We start from the raw sequence: 17,949 nt of genomic DNA, 5'->3' as shown, positions 1-17,949 counted from the left end.
CTCATCCTATTTGATATGTACGATGCGCGGATTGAGCTCTTTGTAGATGCCCATGTACTCCTCTTCGTACCCGGGAAGCTCCGTATAGCTACAGCAACGCACATCCCCGTCGGGGATGGCGACATTGAGCCCTGCCGTCGAGCCCATCATGAGGAGTGCGGACACGGATAAATAGCGGCAAAAAAGCTCCACAGGTATCGTTTTTGCAATGCTGTCTCCGAAGAACTCCTCGACCGAATACGATGCAATGGACAGCTTCGTGCAGACGGCACGTACGCTTTCCAGAACTTCCTGCACCTGCCCAGCCCCCTTCAGATACGATATGGGATGGAGCTTTATGAGCACAGCCTCCTCGGCAGGATTCACGGCAGCCAGCAGCTTTTCGTACACAGCCAAAAAATCAATCGTCCTCTGCTCCCCCTGATAGGTTGCCTGCAGGATGTCATACTCCAACTGCGATGCGGGCAACATGAGGACAATTTTTTTCCCGATGCGCCTTGCCTTCTCCCTGCTCTCATGGAACAACGCTGCCATCTTTCGGTTCTGAAAGGCACGATAGTCCACATGGGTATAGAAATCCCCTGTCAGACTTGCAAGCGTATAGCCCTGCCCCATGAGATTGCGGTTCGGGTAATTGTGCTTCGGCAGGATCTTTTGCAGTGCGGACGCCGCTGTCTCCTCCAAGGAAAATGGAAGATCCTTTCCGCGTGCAGCCTGCATACGGAAAAGCCCTTCTGTCCCGGAATCGAGATGATGGATGTGCTCCTCTCGTATGGGCAGGAATTGCATCAGGGTCGATGTCGGTGCACCGTAGAAATGCATCTGTTCCAGCTGCTCCTGCGGAAATTTTTCCCACAGCTCCCTCGCCCGCGCTGCATTCTTCGTCAAGAGAGCCATCCCTTCGTCCGTTCCCGTGTCCACGAGACTGACATCATCGCATTTTTCCACATATACGGTTTCAATGCAAAGTTCGGAGAGGATGAGGGCTATGACGAGCCGCTCTCCAATCGATGCAGTGGAGAAGAAGGGGCGCGCGCGCTCCTCCATGATGCAGCAGTCAATTTTTCGCCCTTGGAAGAGAATGGATAGGAGCACGGAAACGGTGATGCCGTCCACAATACAGCATACTTTTCCGTCTGCAGTCTCAAACGCTTCTTTTCTCACGCAAATCTTGCCTCCCCCGTATGTGCAATGCGTCGATAGGTGGCAGAATAGGCATCAGAAAAGGAGGGAAATGCATAGTTTTCCTCATCCCCCTCTTTTTCGAGCACAAGGCGATACTCATAGAATTGCTCCGGCATGACGCGGGAGAACGCGAGCTTTCCCATGTCACCGCGGCGGAGGAAATACTCAGCGTAGGGAACAGAAACATGACTGCGCACAAGTGCCTCCTGCATCGCGGGAACATTTGTGAAGTAGTTCGGATGCCCCTTCTCCCTTGCATTGTGCTCGGCTAAGAGCGCCTTGTCATCATCGTCAAAGTAGTTGTCGTTCTTTCCAGAAATGAGGACGCAGCCCCCCTTCTTGAGAACCCTGAGCATCTCAGCGAGCGCACTCTCCTGATAACAGGCATCAAACGTACCATAGCAGATGATGCGGTCAAAAAATCCGTAGGAGAACGGCATATTCTCTCCTTCCGCCACAAAGAGTCTCTCCTCCAGATCGGGATAGTCCTCCAAGGCAGAAGCAATCATCTGCTCAGAGATATCAATGCCATAATAGTCCACGCCCTTTTTGCGGAAAAAAGGGGAAAATCTGCCCCAGCTGCATCCAAAATCCAGAAGCTTCATACCGGGCGCATACGCCACTTGATCAAAGAAAACCTCCGCCACATGGTCATCTGCGACTTTGACATCGCCCTCTACAAGCTTCGAAGCGTCCTGTTTCTCAATGTTCGATTCCTTCACGCGCGCCTTGTAGTAGTCTACATAGGTCTGATTCCAATAGTCCTTGCGATCCATATCACCACGTCCTCTCCACAGAGGCTGCGCCCTGTATGCCGCTCTGCTTCACATCTATGACGATCAGCGCACCGCTGCCACAGGAGGAGTTCGTCGCAACGCCAATCTTCTCGATATCGGAGAGCGGTACGCTGTGCTCATCAAAGATATACGACCAACGTCTTCTCGGCTCCTGAACGTCGAGATTGTCCATGAGATAGCGTCCCGTAGACAGCTTCAGTGCAAGGAAGGGCTGCGGACCAAAGCTCTTCTCATCGCAGGAGACAGAGAGACCGTGCATGCCGCCCTCAGAGAAAAGTTCTGCTCTCAGTCCTACAGGCACTCTCGTCTCCTTGAGCACCGTACGTGCCGCCTCATATGCGCCCGCGTTCTTCCATAGGACATCGGGATAGCTTTCTCGCGCTTTCTGCAAATAGCCATAGACCTCCTCCACCCCCGTACCAAGGTTGCGGAAGTCGTGATCGGTAAACGCCAGCACCGTATCTTCCCCGTGATCTGCACGTTGGAACGCCCTGTCTACCTCGTTCTGCGTCAAAAGGCGCAGACGCGTCCCGACATTGAGGCAGCGGAATATGACGCGGTTGCACTGTCCCCGCTTCTGATAGTCCTCATGTGACGGATGATACCAGTCCCAGTTGGCGGGAGCCCGACGCCAGTCTCCGAACCGCCCGTTCGCAAGATCCTTTTGCTTCACATCTTCTTCCGTCAGCAGCATCGCCTGATTCGAGAAATCATAAGGAATGAACTGTTCCAAAAACCAATGGCTGTCCGGACGCTCCGTATGAAATCCTGCGCGGAAACAGCGCGGAAAGTCCTTGCGGTCAATCAGACGCCTTGCAAGGCTCTCGAAAATATGCGGCGAGTTCAAGAAGGATGTCGCACACTTATGCGCCTCCCGATAAACGCTCATAGGGTGTGCATGCCAGTGAAACTCATCCCCCCACTCCTCCGGAACAGTGCCATGTGAGGCATAGAAATCCCGATAGTGATCGTAGATATTATGGTATCCAATGTCTCTGCATCGAGGATTTACGGTAAATCCAACCCAGTCGAGGAGGAACCAGTTATACACCCAGCCGCCGCCAAAGCTGTCCCTGTGGCGCATGCGGTAGTTCCTGTCCATGATGCGCTCAAGCATCGCATCGACTTCGCCCCAATGCTTGTTATAGCCAAGAATATGGGGGGAGAACGCACGGCTTGCGACCTCCTCGAAGCCGTTCAGCGCAATCTCCTTTTTTTGGATCTTCCGCAGGTTTTCCGCCGTCGGCGGAAGCTGCACCCCCGTCAGATAGGCAATCCTCTCAAAGGTCGCGGGGAGGGATTCATAGAGAGGGCCTTCCGTATCGATGCAATGCAGAACGTATACAATGCCTTTTTTCACGCCTCTTCCCTCCTATTTGCCAGAATCCACTCCGCCATGACGAGATCCTCCTCCGTATCGATATCGAGACTGCGTCTTCGATCCATCGTATAGCCAAGGGTGTCCTCCGTCAAAAATGTCTTGTGCTCTTTATAGTATGCTGTCTGTGCGTAGTAGAGTGCGCCATTCAGACGATAGCAAGACGGCAGTTTCTGCCTTTGATACATTGCCTCAGTAGGCAGTGGAAGGATGGGCTTGAGGCGGTCTTCCGCTTCCACTGTATACATCCAATAGGGACTGTGCTCCACTTCGGTAACGCTCACACATACTTTCGCTGCACTCTTCTTTGTGAACGAAAGGAATCCCTCGATGTCCTCTTTCTGCCGAAAGGGACTTGTCGGCTGCAGGAGAAGAACCGAATCATACGCCGGAAAAGTGCTCAGGAGATGCAGGATTGCACCCGATACCGGAGCGGCATCGCCGGCAAGCTCCTTCGGGCGGAGAAAGGGTACATCCGCCCCGTATTCTCTTGCGACCTCTGCAATCTCTGCATCATCTGTGGAGACAATCAGACGATCGATGGCAGAAACGCCCTTTGCCGCCTCAATCGTATATGCTATGAGAGGCTTCCCGCCAAGAAGGCGGATGTTCTTTTTTGGTATTCCCTTCGACCCGCCTCTCGCCGGAAGGACAGCAAGGAGTTTAGACCTGCTCATGAAATTCTCCATTCTTCCGCGCGGGCACGCCGTAATAGGTCCCCGATGCGTCAATAGCGGCAGTGACGACCGCGCCCGCACCAACGCAGACATTTTCCCCAATCGTCGTACATTGGCGTACCGTCGCCCCTGCACCAATGTGCACGCAAGCTCCGAGCGTCACCTGACCGCAGAGAATTGCCCCTGTGGCAACGTGACTATGCGGTCCGATGACACACTCATGCTCGACGACAGTACGTGTATTGACAACGGCGTTTTCCCCCACAACGGCATCTGTCTGCACGACGGCACCGGCGTGAATCTGCGCCCCCTCACCGATTACTGTGCTCGTCTTTACAATGGCGCTTCGTGCAATGAGCGGCGGGAAGAAATACCCCTTTGCCTTCATGCGCTGATAGATTTGCATTCTCACCGTCGGTATTCTGGCAGAGCCGATGCCGTTGGCAAGGGCATAGGTCTCCGGGGGATATGATGCGAGGACTTCGTCGTCTCCCAGAACGGGAATCCCGCGCCAAAGAGATGCACGGAGCACTGCGGGATCCGAGGTCGTAATCCCTCGGACGGTGAAGCCCGTCTCCAAAAGCAGGTCGAGGACAACTTTTGCGTGTCCGCCGGAACCAAGCAGGATGACAGGCATATCTTTCGAAGGATTCATAAGGGCTCATCCTTTCGATAGTCGGTCGCTGCACGCGCTCCCAGAAGCTCCCAATAAGAAAGAGGAGACCGCCCCGCACCTGCACGCTTCGCTGTGATGCAGTCTCCCGTGAACACATCTCCTTTCTCAATATCATGCGCGGCAACAAGACTCTTGCGTGCAATACAGCGATTGTCCCACTCCGACGTCGTAGGTGCCTTTACCATGGAGCCTATGGCACGGTGCGCTCTGCGCACGCCCTCGACCATAGCGGACAGCTCCAAGGGTTCCAGAGAGGCCTTGTGATCGGGGCCTTCCTGAGCCCGATCCAGCGTGAAATGCTTCTCTATGACCACAGCCCCCCGTGCAGCTGCTGCAATCGGCACGGCGATACCCTCCGTGTGATCTGAGTAGCCGACGCAGAGTGAGAATGCGGCTCTCAGCCGATCCATTGCAGACAGATTGACCTCATCGACGGGCGCGGGATATTCCGTCGTACAATGGAGCAGGCACAGTTTCTCAGAGAGAACGCGCTGCCCCTCGGCAGACGCATAGGCGCGGCAGAAATCCTCAAGAGACGCAGGCTCTCCCTCTGCTGTATATCCATAGGCAAGTACGGCGAGCGCCATCTCCACCTCCCCCATAAAGCTCATCCCCGTGGACAGGAGGATCGGCATCTTCGTTCGCGCGCATGCCAGAAGAAACGGGGCATTCGTAATCTCTCCGGACGGAATCTTCAGATATGGCATATCCGTTTTCTCTGTAAGAAACGAAAGACTCACTTCGTCAAACGGTGTGGACAGGAAGTCGATGGAAAGGCTCTTCGCGTAGTCCGACAGCTCAATGAAGGCTTCCGGCGGAAGTTCCAACTGCTTCAACATGGCAAGCTGCGCAGGGGTGTCCGATGGCATTGCCGCCTTTTGATACCGTGCCTTTTCCACATCCGATGTAACAAGGCTTTCCGCCCGAAAGGTCTGGAACTTCACGGCATCTGCGCCGGCGTCCTTTGCGACACGCACAAGCTCCATTGCCGTTTGCAGCGATCCGTTGTGATTCACGCCGGCTTCGGCAATGATATACACATGATTTCCCAAAAATTTTTCCATATGGCTGTCTATCCTCACTCAGCCCTACGACGGTAAAAGTCCCAATCCCTGTAAATCATGAAATCTTTTCCGACATAAATCCTCTAGGGGTACGTTCTTCAAGACATGTGCAATGCGCTCTGCAACATTCCCGTCAGCGAGGGGGATGACAGCATCCCTGCACGTCTCCTGAAAGCGCGGCGAGAGTGCCTCACAGATGCCCCGCTCAATATCTGTTCGAGCCGTCCCGACATCAATGACATTCCCGTAGTGATGACGCCCCTTCTGCCTGTTTCCGATATTGACCGCAGGAACACCAAAGAGCGGTGCCTCGAGCAGTGCGCTGGAAGAGTTCCCGATCATAAGCGCACACGCACGCATTGCGGACAGGTATCGCAGCGTTCCCAAGGACGCGCAGAGCACGCAGCGCTCCGGATGTTCCTCGGCATATTGTTCCAACCGTCGATTGATTGCCCTGCCGCCGGCATCGCTGTTCGCCTTCGTCATGAGCACCTGATGCGCAGGAAAGGCATCGAGGGCAGCGAGGATGTCCTCTAAAGAGGATGCGCCCCCCTCCTCACCTCTCGTCTCCGGATGATAGGTAAAGAGGAAAAAGCCCTTTTGTAGCGGAAATGTGAGCGAACTCCCCAAAGCAGACAAAGAAAGAATTTCCGTGCCAAGAATGGCATCCCAGCCGAGCGCACCGACGAGATGCACGCGATGCGGCTCTTCGCCCATCTGCAGGACGCGCCGTCTATGCTCCTCCTCGCTGACGAAGTGAAGGTTTGCCATCTTCGTCACGGCATGACGTATGGAATCATCGACGGCGCCCTCGGTAATCTCCCCTCCATGGATGTGTGCGAGTCCGATCCGCATGAGCATAGCCGCCTGAGCTGCCGCCAAGATCTCGTAGCGATCGCCTAAGACGACGACGATATCGGGAGCGAGGCGGGAAAAGAGATCAGCGAAGCCGATTACGGCAAGCCCCGTCGATTTCGCCATGCCGACGGGCGTATCGCTCGAAAGGAGCATCTCCAGACGCTCAAAGGCGAATCCATCCGCCCGAATCTCCTCTTCCGTCCTGCCAAATTCCGGTGATAGATGCGCACCTGTCACGACAAGCTGAAGAGAAACACCCGCATCGCTTGCCAGAACCGTAAGAAGGGGGCGCAGGAGTCCGTACTCTGCCCGTGTCCCTGTGACAACGCAGATGTTACGGCTCATTCTTTTCCCTCGTTTCAGAGGCTGTCTGCCCCAGTCGGACGCTGCTCGGCAAGTTGATGAGGGATGCTTCGAGGCGCTCCGCTGTCGCACAATCCATCCGTGGGGCACTTTCGAACATCGGCAGCTTGTAGAGAAGCCGCCATGCAGGCCGCACAAAAATATTTGCTGCGTGAAGGCCGGAGATGACCGCATCGCGCATCTCGAAATCTGCGCCCTCAAGGCATATCGCCTGAAGCCAGTAATTGCTTCTGGTATATGGCGGCTCTTTGACAAAACGAATCCCATCGATTGGCGCAAAGGCACTCTCATAGCGATCCGCCAGCACTCTCTGCGCACACAAAAAGCCGTCCAGTTCCTCAAGCTGCGCGCAGCCTAGGGCGGCATTGATGTTCGGCATGCGATAGTTGTAGCCGATGTAATCATGCATGAACACCCACGCATGAGGCAGCTTCGCCTGCGTTGTCAGATGCTTGGCAAGCCGCCCCAGAGCATCATCATTTGTTAGCAGGGCACCGCCGCCCCCCGTTGTGATGGTCTTATTGCCATTAAAACTCAGGGCGGCGAGCTTGCCAACACAGCCTGTATGGCGTCCCTTGTAGAAAGAGCCGATGGATTCCGCTGCGTCCTCTACGAGCGTGAGATGATATTTCTCTGCAACTGCAGTCAGCGCATCAAGATTGACGGGATGCCCAAAGGTGTGCATGGGAAGGAGGACCGATATCCTGCGTCCCGTCGATTTGTTGAAGGCGTGTCCATCCCTTAACATCACTGTCGAAGAGAGGTACCGATCCAGTGTTTCCGCATCCATTCCGAGAGACACATCTTCACTGTCAACGAAGTGTGGGGATGCACCCAGATAGGAGACAGCATTCGCCGTCGCGACAAAGGTCAGTGCCGGCACAAGCACCTCGTCTCCCGCCTCCACCCCTGCGAGAAGGAGCGCGATGTGAAGTGCCGCCGTCCCATTGGAAACAGCGACAGCACGCTTCACGCCCGTGTAGTCGGCAAGCTCCTGTTCAAAACGGTCAACGAACTTACCCGCAGAGGATACCCAGCCCGTGTCGATGCACTCTTTCACATAGGCATTCTCGTTGCCCTGCAGACACGGCTCATGCAGGGCGAGCGGCACGGTCTCCGATGCATACGGCGGCGCGACGCTTTTCCGTACTGCGTCCCTTATCTCTGCAACAATCGCCTGCACATCGGATGAATCTTTCATTTCCATGCTCTCTCCTCAGATATTGTATTGGTCTGCTTTATACTTCCGAAGGTTTCGTTCGTCCGTGAACCACGCGATTGTCTTTTCCAGCCCCCGTTGGAATCCATCGCGCCCGGCGTAATGCGGCGACCAGCCAAGAAGCTCCCGCGCCTTCCTATTGTCTGCCCAAAGGCGCTCTACCTCGCTCCCCGTGGGACGAAGCCGTTCTTCGGCCGTCGTGATCGTCACATCTGCCTGCATGATGTCCGCGATGAGCTGAACCGTTGCCTCAATGGAAATCTCAAAATTACTCCCGATGTTGATGACCTCTCCGACGGAAGCGTCCTGCTCACCAACTGCAATGAAGCCGTCCACCGTATCCTCCACATAGTTGAAATCACGTGTCGGAGAGACAGCGCCCAGATGCAGATTCCTCCTGCCGTTTGCAATCTGTGTGATGATCGTCGGAATGACGGCACGCGCAGACTGCCGGGGGCCATAGGTGTTAAAGGGGCGGATGACTGCAACAGGCGTGCCAAAGGAATAATGAAAGGACATGGCAAGCTGGTCTGCACCAATCTTGCTCGCTGCATAGGGCGACTGTCCATGGAGCGGGTGCTCCTCCGTGATCGGAACGAACTGCGCCGTTCCGTACACCTCGCTTGTGGAGGTCTGCACAATTTTAGCCACGCCAAGCTCTCGCGCGGCCTGCATGATATTCAGCGTCCCTTTGACGTTCGTATCAATGTAGGTATCGGGCGAATGATACGAATAGGGGATGGCAATGAGCGCCGCGAGATGATAAACCACATCACACCCCTGCATTGCAGTCTTTACCCCATATGGATCACGCACGTCTCCCGAGAAGATTTCCATTGCGCGAACGACATCCGCATCCAGTGTATCGAGCCAGCCACAGGAGTTAAACGAATTGTACTGAACGAAAGCCTTGACGCTGTTCCCTCTGCGAATCAGGGTTTCAGCGAGATGCGATCCGATAAAGCCATCCGCACCCGTGACCAAGACCTTTTGAAACTTGCTCACAACTCTTCCTCCTCTCGGAAAAGACGGTATCTTTCAAATTCCTCGGGCGGCAGGGGCGGTGCCAACTCATCAATCGGCGCAGAGACAATCGATCCATCCGAAAGCCTCTTCGAGGTTGTCTTAAAGGCAAGCCCCTGCTCCGGATCTTCAAAGATTTCGCAGAACGCATAGCCATCCTGTTCCAGCAGCGCCGAAAGGACAGCATCCGTCTCTCCGTTTTCCCGAATGGCAAAGTACGGGATTCCAAAGGCAGACGCGATTTTGGAAAAATCCGGACAATCCAGACCGGATTCCTTTGTGCAGCCCGTGAGTCGGCCATCGAAAAAGCCCCGCTGCGTGCGCACAATGCTGCCATAGCCGCCATTGTTGTAGACGAGAATCTTGACCGGGAGTCGATTGCATACGATGGTCTGCAGTTCCTGCAAATTCATCTGTATGCTGCCATCGCCGTCCAAGGAAAACACGGTTCTACCCGACGCCACCGCCGCTCCGATTGCTGCGGGAAGCCCGTAGCCCATGCTGCCGCAGTTCTTATTGCAGAAAAGCCGCTGTCCATCCTTGCGTATGCCCGTCTCAATCGCCATTTCGCCGCCGAGGTTGCTTCCAACGACGACGATACCATCCGCAGGGAGCAGCGACATCAGACGATCCGCAAGAAGGTAGGGATTTACGCCCGTTCTGTCCGCTGCCTGCGCCAAGACGGGAAAGGCATCGCGCAAACGCCTTGCATAGGACATCCACGCCCTTTTTTCCGGCATAGGCTTATCTGCCAGACAGGCTTCCATGGCGGGGAGAAACGCCTTCAGATCTGCATGAATCGGAAGATCCGGGCGCATGGTTTCCTTCTTGAGCTCCTCCTCATCAATATCAATCGCTATCTTATATCCCTGCGGCGCAAATGCCTCATGTCGAAAACCGATTTGATTCAGGGCAAAGCGGCAGCCGAGGGAGACGATCACATCCGCATTCTGTACGAGGAAATTCCCCGCACGGCCGCCCAGTATGCCAAAATTTCCAAAGTACAGGGGGTGTGCCGTCTCGAAGAGATCTGCCGTGCACGTCGTCGCAAGAACGGGGATGCCGAGTGCCTGTACGACACGGCAAAAGGACGCATATGAATCCGACAGGCGGATGGATGAACCCGCGAGAAGCAGCGGTGCTTTCGCCGTCCGAAGCTTTGTCAATACGAGTTCTGCCAATGCCAAATGATCTTGTCTCAGAGGCTTGGGCGGCGTGAAGTGACGAAGGTTTCCCACCTCAATTTCCGCCCCCTGCACATCCAGAGGAATATCCAGCCAGACAGGGCCTTTCCTGCCCTCCTCCATGATGTACAATGCTTTTTCCAGCGCATAGAGAATATCCTCAGGACGCCGCACCATCTCCGCATGCTTCGTCAACGGGCGCACCGTTCGCACGATGTCATGCTCCTGCTCGCCGAAGTGACGGAGGCGAAGACCGGAGGCCTCGACTGTGATGGGATAACGCACCTGTCCCGAAATAACGAGCATGGGCACACTGTCCTGATATGCCCCCAATACCCCCGTGATGGCATTCGTTCCGCCAGGACCGCTTGTTACACATACGATCGCGGGCTTTCCTGTAACGCGTGCATAGCCTTCTGCCGCCATAGCGGCTGCCTGCTCGTGATGATGATGAATGTCTTTCAGTTGCTTCGACGCGCCAAATGCATCATTGAGGTGCATCGCACCGCCGCCGACAACCGTAAAAACCGTATCAAAGCCACGTGCTGCCAAAATCTCTGCGATATAGTCCGCAATGCGCTGTTTTCCCATATCCTTATCATCCCCCTGTCCTGCAAAGCGACCAACCCTTATCTTAATAAATAATATCGTCATGTATTTCTATATACTTTAGGAATCACTGATAAAATGAAGTCCATCAGATTGGCGCAGATTTTTGTCCGAACGAGAAGGCAAACTGGACGCAGACTAGTGCAATAGTATTTCCACTAGTTTTGGAGCAGCGCCAAAATCGTGCAGCTGCCCCTCAGTCACAACGCGCATATCCGCGCCCGCTTCCCATGCCTTTGCCCACTCCACCGTTTTCTCCACGGCCTCGGCGATATGCCAGCGCGGTTTCCACCCGAGTTCACTCTTTATTTTCGAGCAGTCGAGTTTCAAAAAATGCGCCTCATGTGGACCGCCATCCGCATGCGTCTGCCAACGTACACCATCGCCCCACGTCCGGCAGAAGAGATCGGCGAGCTCTCCCGTCGTCACGCAGTCCGCATCGTCGGGGCCGACATTCCATGCCCCGACCAGAGCGGCATCCTTCACCTGCCGTGCCGCGAGCATCAGATACACGGAGAGCGGCTCTAAGACATGCTGATAGGGGCGCGTCGAATGCGGATTGCGGATGTCAATGGTCTGCCCGCGCACGGCGGCGCGAATGCAGTCGGGAATGATGCGGTCGGGCGCGAAGTCGCCGCCGCCGATCACGTTGCCCGCACGCGCCGTTGAGACACGCACGTCCTGCGCCGCAAGGAAGCTCTGCCGATAGCTGTAGACGGCAATCTCGGCGCAACTCTTGCTCGCCGAATACGGGTCGTACCCCATCAGCGGCTCGTTCTCGCGGTAGCCCCATGCCCACTCCTTGTTTTCGTAGACCTTGTCCGTCGTCACAATGAGCGCAGAACGAACGGTGTCCGATGTGCGGATACATTCAAGGACATTGACCGTGCCCATCACATTCGCCGCAAAGGTGTCCACGGGCTGACGGTAGCTCTCGCGCACGATGGGCTGCGCCGCGAGATGAAAGACGACCTCGGGACGCGTCTCGTGAAATGCGCGGGAGAGCGCAGCAAGGTCGCGCACATCTCCGCGCACATCCCGTATTTCTTTCAATATGCCGAGGCGGCGCAGTGCCTCCTGTCCGCCCTCCGTCGGTGCATCGAGAGAGAATCCTGTCACCTCCGCCCCCGCCCGCAGGAGCAGAAGCGTGAGCCACATTCCCTTAAAGCCCGTATGCCCTGTGAGGAGGACGCGCTTGCCCTTGTAAAAACTCAGATCATCCATTTCATGTTCCTCTCACGCGTCTCCCAATCACAACGAACCGTCATGCAGATCGCAGTCTTTTGGTTAGCTCGCCGATAAAATACTGGAAGCTCGGTGATTTATTTTTATTCAGCTGCATATATGTACCAATATTTTTAGCCCAAACAGCTTTTCTTTCGCCAATTTCCATGTAGGTCGGACAGTCTTTTTTTAGCTTTCGGCTGCCGCCTTGATAAACAGCATCTGCCAACAACTCCCATGTTCCACAAATACCGTCTTGTATATACGTGTTCAAAACGGAAGATTTTGCAGAAGGGTACGCTTGCTCTACAGCATCACGGTCTCCCAACAGCCACGCCTCAGCCTCTTCCACAGCAATGCAAAAAACATGGTCTATCGAAATACGCTTATTCTGTGCAACTTGCTCCAGCTCCCTGCGAAAATCAGCCGTTTCCCGTGTGTCATTATCAACAACGATAAAAACTGCTGCAGCAATTCCTTGAAGCTGCTTGTCAAACGCACTCAGATAGGTTGCCAAATCATTCAACAGCTTTCCGGTCTTCGTCTCCTTTATCGTATTCTTCTTCGTAAATCCGCCGATTCCTCGAAAAGACTTTATATTCCATGTAAACGCTGGAAATGTCCCTTGCAATTTCTCCATGAGAAGGTCAATCAGAACCGCACTTGAGCGATCCTCTATCATAAATTGAATGTGCACTTCCGCGCCCCCTCACCCAAAGTAGTCACTGTACCACAGGTCTCCCAAAGGCACGCCTTCTTCCGCCAATTCCCTCACAGCGTCATAATCAGAAGCTCTCTTAATGGTAGAAAATCCATCCGGCTCTTTCTCCAGAACCCAAACTTGTTTTGGCGCCAGAGCATTTACAAAAAAAGGGCTGTGCGTTGTAACAAATAGTTGCTTGATGTAACCTGTCCCTGCACTTTTTTTCATCTCAATTGCAAGACGCGCTAAGTATTTGTGATAGAGGCCATTTTCGGGTTCCTCAACAAAAACCAGTTGACGTGGCGTCTTCTCGTTCAACAGGAGATAATACGCAAAGAGTTTCAGCGTCCCATCAGACATCCGTGGGGAAAAGAACGGTTCTGTAAAGCCTTTCTGCAAGAACTCCAAAACCATCTGTCCATTCGACATTTTTGCCGGCTCAATTTTTTCGATATTTGGAATTTTGGTCTGTATCTCATCCAAAACCTTCCGAAAAGCTTTTGGGTTGTCTCGAAACATATACTGTGCCACATTATTCAAATTACTGCCTGTACGATCCAAATACTGCGTCGGTGCAGCAGATTGAATACCTCTCGCCGCATCGGGCGTAAAATAGCAAAGATACCAGCTTCTTAAAAAGAGCAAGAACTTCTCGATTCTGGAATACTGCTTCATCGCCCCCAATGTAACGATGCCCAGTTTCCTGGAATCAGCCATCTCTACTTCCTTCTTTTCACCATGTACCTGCCCGCCGTCTTCCTGCCCGCCTTCTGTCCCTTCAAACGCATAGCCTTTCCCGCTGATAAGATAAAGGAAAGACAGCGGTCGTCCATGTGTTTTGTTGCGTTGCCGGAGTCGCTCCTCTGCAACAAAAGGACGATCTCTCTCATCTTTACTGATCGTTAATTCGTAGGTAATCGGACGCGCATTTGACGTCTCACGATAATAAATTTCAAAATGAATGGATCCCTCTGCCCCCTGTGATATCAGCTGATCATAACCACCACGATGACTTGCATCACAGGCGGATTCAACATCGGTGGAAAGACAGTCCGAAATAAAACCAAACGCATCCGCTAAGGTACTTTTTCCATTCCCACTTGCCCCAATAATTGCGACCATGTTATCCAAATCTTTCCCAGATTGGTCACTAAACAAACGTCCCATTTGAACATCTTGCAAGGAGCCATAATTTTGAATCTTAATCCCTAAGATTTTCCCCATGATAGTACCTCCTTTTAGGAAAACACCTCTCCCTACGACCGCTTCTTTGCAATCACCGTACGCATCTTCTGCAAATTACGACGATATTCCTGTGGATTACGCATCGCAATCACGGTATAGAGAGCATCCGCAATCGCCATGTGGATAAGCCGCGAGGAGATTGCCTCAGAGCTATAGTGCGTTTCCCGCCCCATCCCGTGCAGCACGACGTTGGAAAGTTTTGTCAGCGGTGCATTCGCATGACTGGTGATGGCAACGACCACCGCTCCCGCCGCCCGCGCGATGCGTACGCTGTCAAGGAGTTCGAGCGTCGATCCCGTATGTGAAACGGCAATCACCACATCATGTGGGGTGAGAAGCGATGCCGACGTTGCCTGTTGATGTGCATCGCTGTATGCCTGAACGACCATCCCGAACCGCAGGAAGCGTGTCTCTATATCCCGGCAAACCGTCGCAGAGTTGCCGAACCCATAGACGGCGATACGCCCGGCGCGGCAAATCTGGTCAACCGCACGTTCAAGCGCCGCCGCATCGAGAAGCTTCAGCGTATCCTGCAATCCCTCGGCGATGTTGCGAAAAATCTTCTGTACAATCAGTTCCGTCCCATCATTGCCTGTGATGTCCCGATAGACCGTATCCGTCTGCCTTAGCTCGGCGGCAAGCGCAATCTTAAAGCTCTGCAGCCCGCTGAAGCCAAGTTTTTTGCAAAAGCGCGAGATCGTGATCTCCGAGCTGCCAACCCCGGCGGCAAGTTCCGAGATCGTCTGCTCCATCACCTCATTGCGATGTTCGGATACATAGTCTGCGATCCGCTTTTCCGTACGCGTCATATGTGCATAGCTGCCGCGCAAAATCGGCAGCGGCAGAAGTTCTGTCGCCATGGTGACCTCCTCTTTTTACAAGCTGGTTCCATTATAGCAAAATTGTGCACAAAAGAATACCACCGACGATGATTCGCAGGTGGTATTCCTTTACTGCTGATGATGACGCTAGGCACCGCACTCCGCGAGAATGGTGCGGATCCTCTGATCCTCCTCCTTGGTCAGTGAACCTCCCGGTGCACGGGTATAGGTCGAGATCGGCAGTCCCGCAGCACGGACCGCCGCCTTCATCCCCGTGATAAAGAGTGGCGTCACCTCGTAAATCCGCATCAGGCCCGCGATCTTTTTGGCACAGTCATGTGCTGCGGTGCAGTCACCGCTCTCATACGCCCTGTGCATCTGGACGAAGAGCTCCGGAACGACGTTCGTCAGCCCGCATAGGACACCGTCGCCGCCTGCGATGCGGTTCACCATATAGTATTCATCAAACCCCGAGAGCACCGAGAAATCAGTGCGCACAGGCTTTACCGCCTGGCAGATGCGGCGCGTATGGCTGATATTATCCACCGTATCCTTGATCCCCACGACCGTCGGACAGCGCTGTGCAATCTCACAGATAATGGCGGGGCTGAGGTCGCTCCCCGTCCGTGCGGGAAAATTATAGAGCATGATGGGCAAAGAGACCGCCTTTGCCATGCGCTCGAAATAACCGACTGCCTCCGTGTCAGGCAGCCCGAAGTAATAGGGTGAGACAATATTGAGCGCATCTGCCCCGGCTCTAGCAGCGTAGTCAGCGAGGCGAACGGTCTCTGCTTCCTCTGTATGTCCGACACCAATCACCACCTGCGTCCGCCCCGCAGTCGTCCGCACGGAAAAATCGATCAGCGCTCGCTTTTCAGCATCACTGAGCGCATAAAACTCCCCCAGACTGCCGAGGAAGAGCAGCCCGTTCAGCCCTGCTTCAACGAGATGATTGATGTGCCGCTCCATATTGGCATAATCGATGCTGCCGTCGTCCTTCATGATCGTAATGACGGGTGAATTGACTCCCTTAAACATTATATCCTCCGTTTTCATATCAATCGTCAACCTGCCGGCGCAATGCCTTTTTCCCGGCCTCGAGTACAGAAATGATGCGTTCCACATCGTAGACATTGCCGCGCCATGTTCCGCCGCTCACCTCCTGCAGTGCTGCCCAGAGGCGCGTATCTGCGGGGAGATCCGCATCAGGGCCGACCCCCTCATGCATGGGACGTTGGGCGAGGACACACGCCCCATCCTCATAACTCAGAGGATGCTCCTCGCTGCCAATGAAGTTCAAACTTCCTTCGAGATGCTCCGTATCGACGATGATCTCAACGACATCCCCATCGCGCAGCTTGCCAATCGGTCCGCCGGAGAGCGCCTCAGGTCCCACATGGCCGAAGCACGCTCCCGTCGAAACACCCGAAAAACGCGCGTCGGTAATGAGAGAGACATGCTTTCCAAACGACAGCGTCTTGAGCGCTGAGGTGAGCTGATAGGTCTCCTCCATTCCAGTGCCCTTCGGTCCACCGCCCATGACAATCATGATATCGCCGGCCACAATCCGCCCCGGTTCTTTGAGGGCGGCGATCGCCGCTTTCTCCGAAACAAAAGTTTTGACCTTCCCCGTATGACGAAACACCTTGTCTGCACCGATCACCGAGGGGTCGATCGCCGTGGACTTCACCACCGATCCCTCGGGCGCAATATTGCCTGTAGGGAACGTCACCGTCGAGCCGATGCCGCGCCGTTTTGCCTCGTCTGGAGTGAAGATCACCTCATCCGGAGAGAGCCCCTCGATTTCCTCAAGATGTCTGCGCAGCCGGCGGCGCCGCTCGGAGTGCTCCCACCAGTCAAGATTCTCGCCGAGAGTCGTCCCCGTCACCGTCAGCACATCCTCATGCAGAAGTCCACGTTTGCGGAGATGGAGCATCACCTCCGGCACACCGCCCGCCATGAAGGCAAAGACCGTCGGATAGTTGACAGGACCGATCGGCAGGACGCTCACCAAACGAGGCACTTCCTTGTTGATGCGAGACCAGTCGGCAACCGTCGGTATATGGCAGCCTGCTGCATGGGCAATGGCGGGAAGATGCAGCAGAAGGTTGGTCGATCCGCCGAAGGCCGCATGCACTGCCATCGCATTCTCGATTGCCTTGTCCGTCAGGATGTCCTGTGCCGTAATGCCGCACGCAGCGAGCTCCATCACAGCACGTGCCGGCGCACGTCCGAGTTCCCGCCAGATCTCTTCGCCCGATGGAGCGAGTGCCGCATGGGTCAGCGTGAGTCCAAGTCCCTCTCCGACCACCTGTGATGTCCCCGCCGTGCCAAGGAACTGACAGCCGCCGCCCGGCGAGGCACAGGAGCTGCATCCCGTTCTCCGTGCATAGTCAAGAGTAACTTCATCATTGCATAACGCACGCCAAGCGTCTGCACTGTACCGAGATCCTCGCTGTCGATGGGGGACAGTGTCGCCCCGCCGGGGATCAGAATCACCGGTGTATCATGCATGCCCGCAAGTGCCATCATCATTGCAGGAAGCCCCTTATCACAGGTCGCCACACCGATGACCGCTCTGCGCGTCGGGAGTGAACGCATCAGGCGGCGCATAACCATCGCCGCATCATTGCGGTAGGGCAGGGAGTCGAACATGCCGACGGTACCCTGACAGCGTCCGTCACATGGATCGGTGACAAATGCTGCGTGAGGAACATAGCCCTCCTCCTTGAGTTCCTCTGCCGCTGAGTTCATCAATCCCCCGAGCTCAAAATGGCCGTTGTGCAGCCCCACAGCCACCGTCGTTCCATCGTCGCGCCGGATACCGCCCTGCGTGCTGATGATTAGAACATCCCCGCCCGCGAGGTCGTCGGGATTCCACCCCATTCCGGCATTGATGGTCATACCGAAGATGTTCCCGCTC

At 54.8% G+C, this 17,949-nt stretch carries 17 protein-coding genes and 1 pseudogene; all 18 read right to left on the bottom strand.

Features of this window, described 5'->3' with window-relative positions; all coding sequences use genetic code 11:
- Positions 1 to 6: 6 nt before the first annotated feature.
- The 18 genes and pseudogenes from AXE86_RS07165 to AXE86_RS13515 all read right to left on the bottom strand — a co-directional run bounded on the left by AXE86_RS07165 (position 7) and on the right by AXE86_RS13515 (position 17,780).
- Complete coding sequence (locus tag AXE86_RS07165; RefSeq protein WP_061945943.1) at positions 7 to 1,164, bottom strand: hypothetical protein; 1,158 nt, start codon at positions 1,162 to 1,164, stop codon at positions 7 to 9.
- Entirely contained in the window at positions 1,161 to 1,961 is an 801-nt protein-coding gene (locus AXE86_RS07160) for a class I SAM-dependent methyltransferase (protein WP_061945941.1), read from the bottom strand. Before AXE86_RS07160 ends, AXE86_RS07165 begins: the two co-directional genes overlap by 4 nt.
- Before the next feature lies 1 nt (position 1,962).
- Positions 1,963 to 3,342 (bottom strand): hypothetical protein, encoded by a 1,380-nt coding sequence (locus AXE86_RS07155; RefSeq protein ID WP_061945939.1) that lies wholly within the window; start codon positions 3,340 to 3,342, stop codon positions 1,963 to 1,965.
- Positions 3,339 to 4,037, bottom strand: coding sequence for an acylneuraminate cytidylyltransferase family protein (locus AXE86_RS07150; RefSeq protein WP_232294862.1), 699 nt, complete (start codon positions 4,035 to 4,037; stop codon positions 3,339 to 3,341). Before AXE86_RS07150 ends, AXE86_RS07155 begins: the two co-directional genes overlap by 4 nt.
- Complete coding sequence (locus AXE86_RS07145; protein ID WP_061945935.1) at positions 4,024 to 4,692, bottom strand: acetyltransferase; 669 nt, start codon at positions 4,690 to 4,692, stop codon at positions 4,024 to 4,026. Before AXE86_RS07145 ends, AXE86_RS07150 begins: the two co-directional genes overlap by 14 nt.
- Positions 4,689 to 5,777, bottom strand: a complete 1,089-nt coding sequence (gene neuB, locus AXE86_RS07140; RefSeq protein WP_061945933.1) for an N-acetylneuraminate synthase — start codon at positions 5,775 to 5,777, stop codon at positions 4,689 to 4,691. Before neuB ends, AXE86_RS07145 begins: the two co-directional genes overlap by 4 nt.
- Before the next feature lie 24 nt (positions 5,778 to 5,801).
- A complete protein-coding gene (neuC, locus tag AXE86_RS07135; RefSeq protein WP_061945931.1) occupies positions 5,802 to 6,980 on the bottom strand; it encodes a UDP-N-acetylglucosamine 2-epimerase in 1,179 nt (392 codons plus the stop codon).
- The gene (locus AXE86_RS07130; RefSeq protein ID WP_083501173.1) at positions 6,970 to 8,205 is read right to left on the bottom strand and encodes a LegC family aminotransferase; all 1,236 of its coding nucleotides are present in this window, start codon (positions 8,203 to 8,205) and stop codon (positions 6,970 to 6,972) included. Before AXE86_RS07130 ends, neuC begins: the two co-directional genes overlap by 11 nt.
- Before the next feature lie 9 nt (positions 8,206 to 8,214).
- The gene (locus AXE86_RS07125) at positions 8,215 to 9,222 is read right to left on the bottom strand and encodes an NAD-dependent 4,6-dehydratase LegB (RefSeq protein WP_061945927.1); all 1,008 of its coding nucleotides are present in this window, start codon (positions 9,220 to 9,222) and stop codon (positions 8,215 to 8,217) included.
- Positions 9,219 to 11,015, bottom strand: coding sequence for a thiamine pyrophosphate-binding protein (locus AXE86_RS07120; RefSeq protein ID WP_071884709.1), 1,797 nt, complete (start codon positions 11,013 to 11,015; stop codon positions 9,219 to 9,221). Before AXE86_RS07120 ends, AXE86_RS07125 begins: the two co-directional genes overlap by 4 nt.
- Positions 11,016 to 11,171: 156 nt before the next feature.
- A complete protein-coding gene (gene rfbG, locus AXE86_RS07115; protein WP_061945924.1) occupies positions 11,172 to 12,257 on the bottom strand; it encodes a CDP-glucose 4,6-dehydratase in 1,086 nt (361 codons plus the stop codon).
- Between the two features lie 40 nt (positions 12,258 to 12,297).
- On the bottom strand, positions 12,298 to 12,939 hold the full coding sequence (locus tag AXE86_RS07110) for a DUF4276 family protein (RefSeq protein WP_071884754.1): 642 nt from the start codon (positions 12,937 to 12,939) through the stop codon (positions 12,298 to 12,300).
- A gap of 27 nt (positions 12,940 to 12,966) precedes the next feature.
- Positions 12,967 to 14,184 (bottom strand): AAA family ATPase, encoded by a 1,218-nt coding sequence (locus AXE86_RS07105; protein WP_061945920.1) that lies wholly within the window; start codon positions 14,182 to 14,184, stop codon positions 12,967 to 12,969.
- Between the two features lie 32 nt (positions 14,185 to 14,216).
- Complete coding sequence (locus tag AXE86_RS07100) at positions 14,217 to 15,065, bottom strand: MurR/RpiR family transcriptional regulator (RefSeq protein ID WP_061945918.1); 849 nt, start codon at positions 15,063 to 15,065, stop codon at positions 14,217 to 14,219.
- Between the two features lie 108 nt (positions 15,066 to 15,173).
- Positions 15,174 to 16,064 carry a dihydrodipicolinate synthase family protein gene (locus AXE86_RS07095; RefSeq protein ID WP_061945909.1) on the bottom strand — a complete coding sequence of 297 codons (891 nt, stop codon included), beginning with the start codon at positions 16,062 to 16,064 and terminating at the stop codon, positions 15,174 to 15,176.
- Positions 16,065 to 16,083: 19 nt separating this feature from the next.
- The gene (locus AXE86_RS07090; protein ID WP_442983647.1) at positions 16,084 to 16,962 is read right to left on the bottom strand and encodes a hypothetical protein; all 879 of its coding nucleotides are present in this window, start codon (positions 16,960 to 16,962) and stop codon (positions 16,084 to 16,086) included.
- Positions 16,948 to 17,403 (bottom strand): annotated as a pseudogene (locus AXE86_RS13590) (dihydroxy-acid dehydratase domain-containing protein); the annotation flags it as partial. The pseudogene AXE86_RS13590 and the gene AXE86_RS07090, both read right to left, overlap by 15 nt.
- Entirely contained in the window at positions 17,307 to 17,780 is a 474-nt protein-coding gene (locus AXE86_RS13515; protein ID WP_269465286.1) for a dihydroxy-acid dehydratase domain-containing protein, read from the bottom strand. The gene AXE86_RS13515 and the pseudogene AXE86_RS13590, both read right to left, overlap by 97 nt.
- Positions 17,781 to 17,949: the final 169 nt, after the last annotated feature.

It is taken from the genome of Selenomonas sp. oral taxon 136 (assembly GCF_001554015.1).
GTDB classification, from domain to species: Bacteria; Bacillota; Negativicutes; order Selenomonadales; family Selenomonadaceae; genus Centipeda; species Centipeda felix.
The sequence above is the reverse complement of the archived record's forward strand: the minus strand, read 5'-3'. Positions and strand labels throughout refer to the sequence as shown.

Coding starts and splice junctions, on each gene's coding strand:
- AXE86_RS07110 (WP_071884754.1), bottom strand. CDS start 12,939: ATGATAGAGGATCGCTCAAGTGCGGTTCTGATTGACCTTCTCATGGAG.
- AXE86_RS07090 (WP_442983647.1), bottom strand. CDS start 16,962: ATGCTCCATCTCCGCAAACGTGGACTTCTGCATGAGGATGTGCTGACG.
- AXE86_RS07100 (WP_061945918.1), bottom strand. CDS start 15,065: ATGGCGACAGAACTTCTGCCGCTGCCGATTTTGCGCGGCAGCTATGCA.
- AXE86_RS13515 (WP_269465286.1), bottom strand. CDS start 17,780: ATGAACTCAGCGGCAGAGGAACTCAAGGAGGAGGGCTATGTTCCTCAC.
- neuB (WP_061945933.1), bottom strand. CDS start 5,777: ATGGAAAAATTTTTGGGAAATCATGTGTATATCATTGCCGAAGCCGGC.
- AXE86_RS07160 (WP_061945941.1), bottom strand. CDS start 1,961: ATGGATCGCAAGGACTATTGGAATCAGACCTATGTAGACTACTACAAG.
- rfbG (WP_061945924.1), bottom strand. CDS start 12,257: ATGGATGATCTGAGTTTTTACAAGGGCAAGCGCGTCCTCCTCACAGGG.
- AXE86_RS07120 (WP_071884709.1), bottom strand. CDS start 11,015: ATGGGAAAACAGCGCATTGCGGACTATATCGCAGAGATTTTGGCAGCA.
- AXE86_RS07130 (WP_083501173.1), bottom strand. CDS start 8,205: ATGGAAATGAAAGATTCATCCGATGTGCAGGCGATTGTTGCAGAGATA.
- AXE86_RS07105 (WP_061945920.1), bottom strand. CDS start 14,184: ATGGGGAAAATCTTAGGGATTAAGATTCAAAATTATGGCTCCTTGCAA.
- neuC (WP_061945931.1), bottom strand. CDS start 6,980: ATGAGCCGTAACATCTGCGTTGTCACAGGGACACGGGCAGAGTACGGA.
- AXE86_RS07150 (WP_232294862.1), bottom strand. CDS start 4,037: ATGAGCAGGTCTAAACTCCTTGCTGTCCTTCCGGCGAGAGGCGGGTCG.
- AXE86_RS07145 (WP_061945935.1), bottom strand. CDS start 4,692: ATGAATCCTTCGAAAGATATGCCTGTCATCCTGCTTGGTTCCGGCGGA.
- AXE86_RS07095 (WP_061945909.1), bottom strand. CDS start 16,064: ATGTTTAAGGGAGTCAATTCACCCGTCATTACGATCATGAAGGACGAC.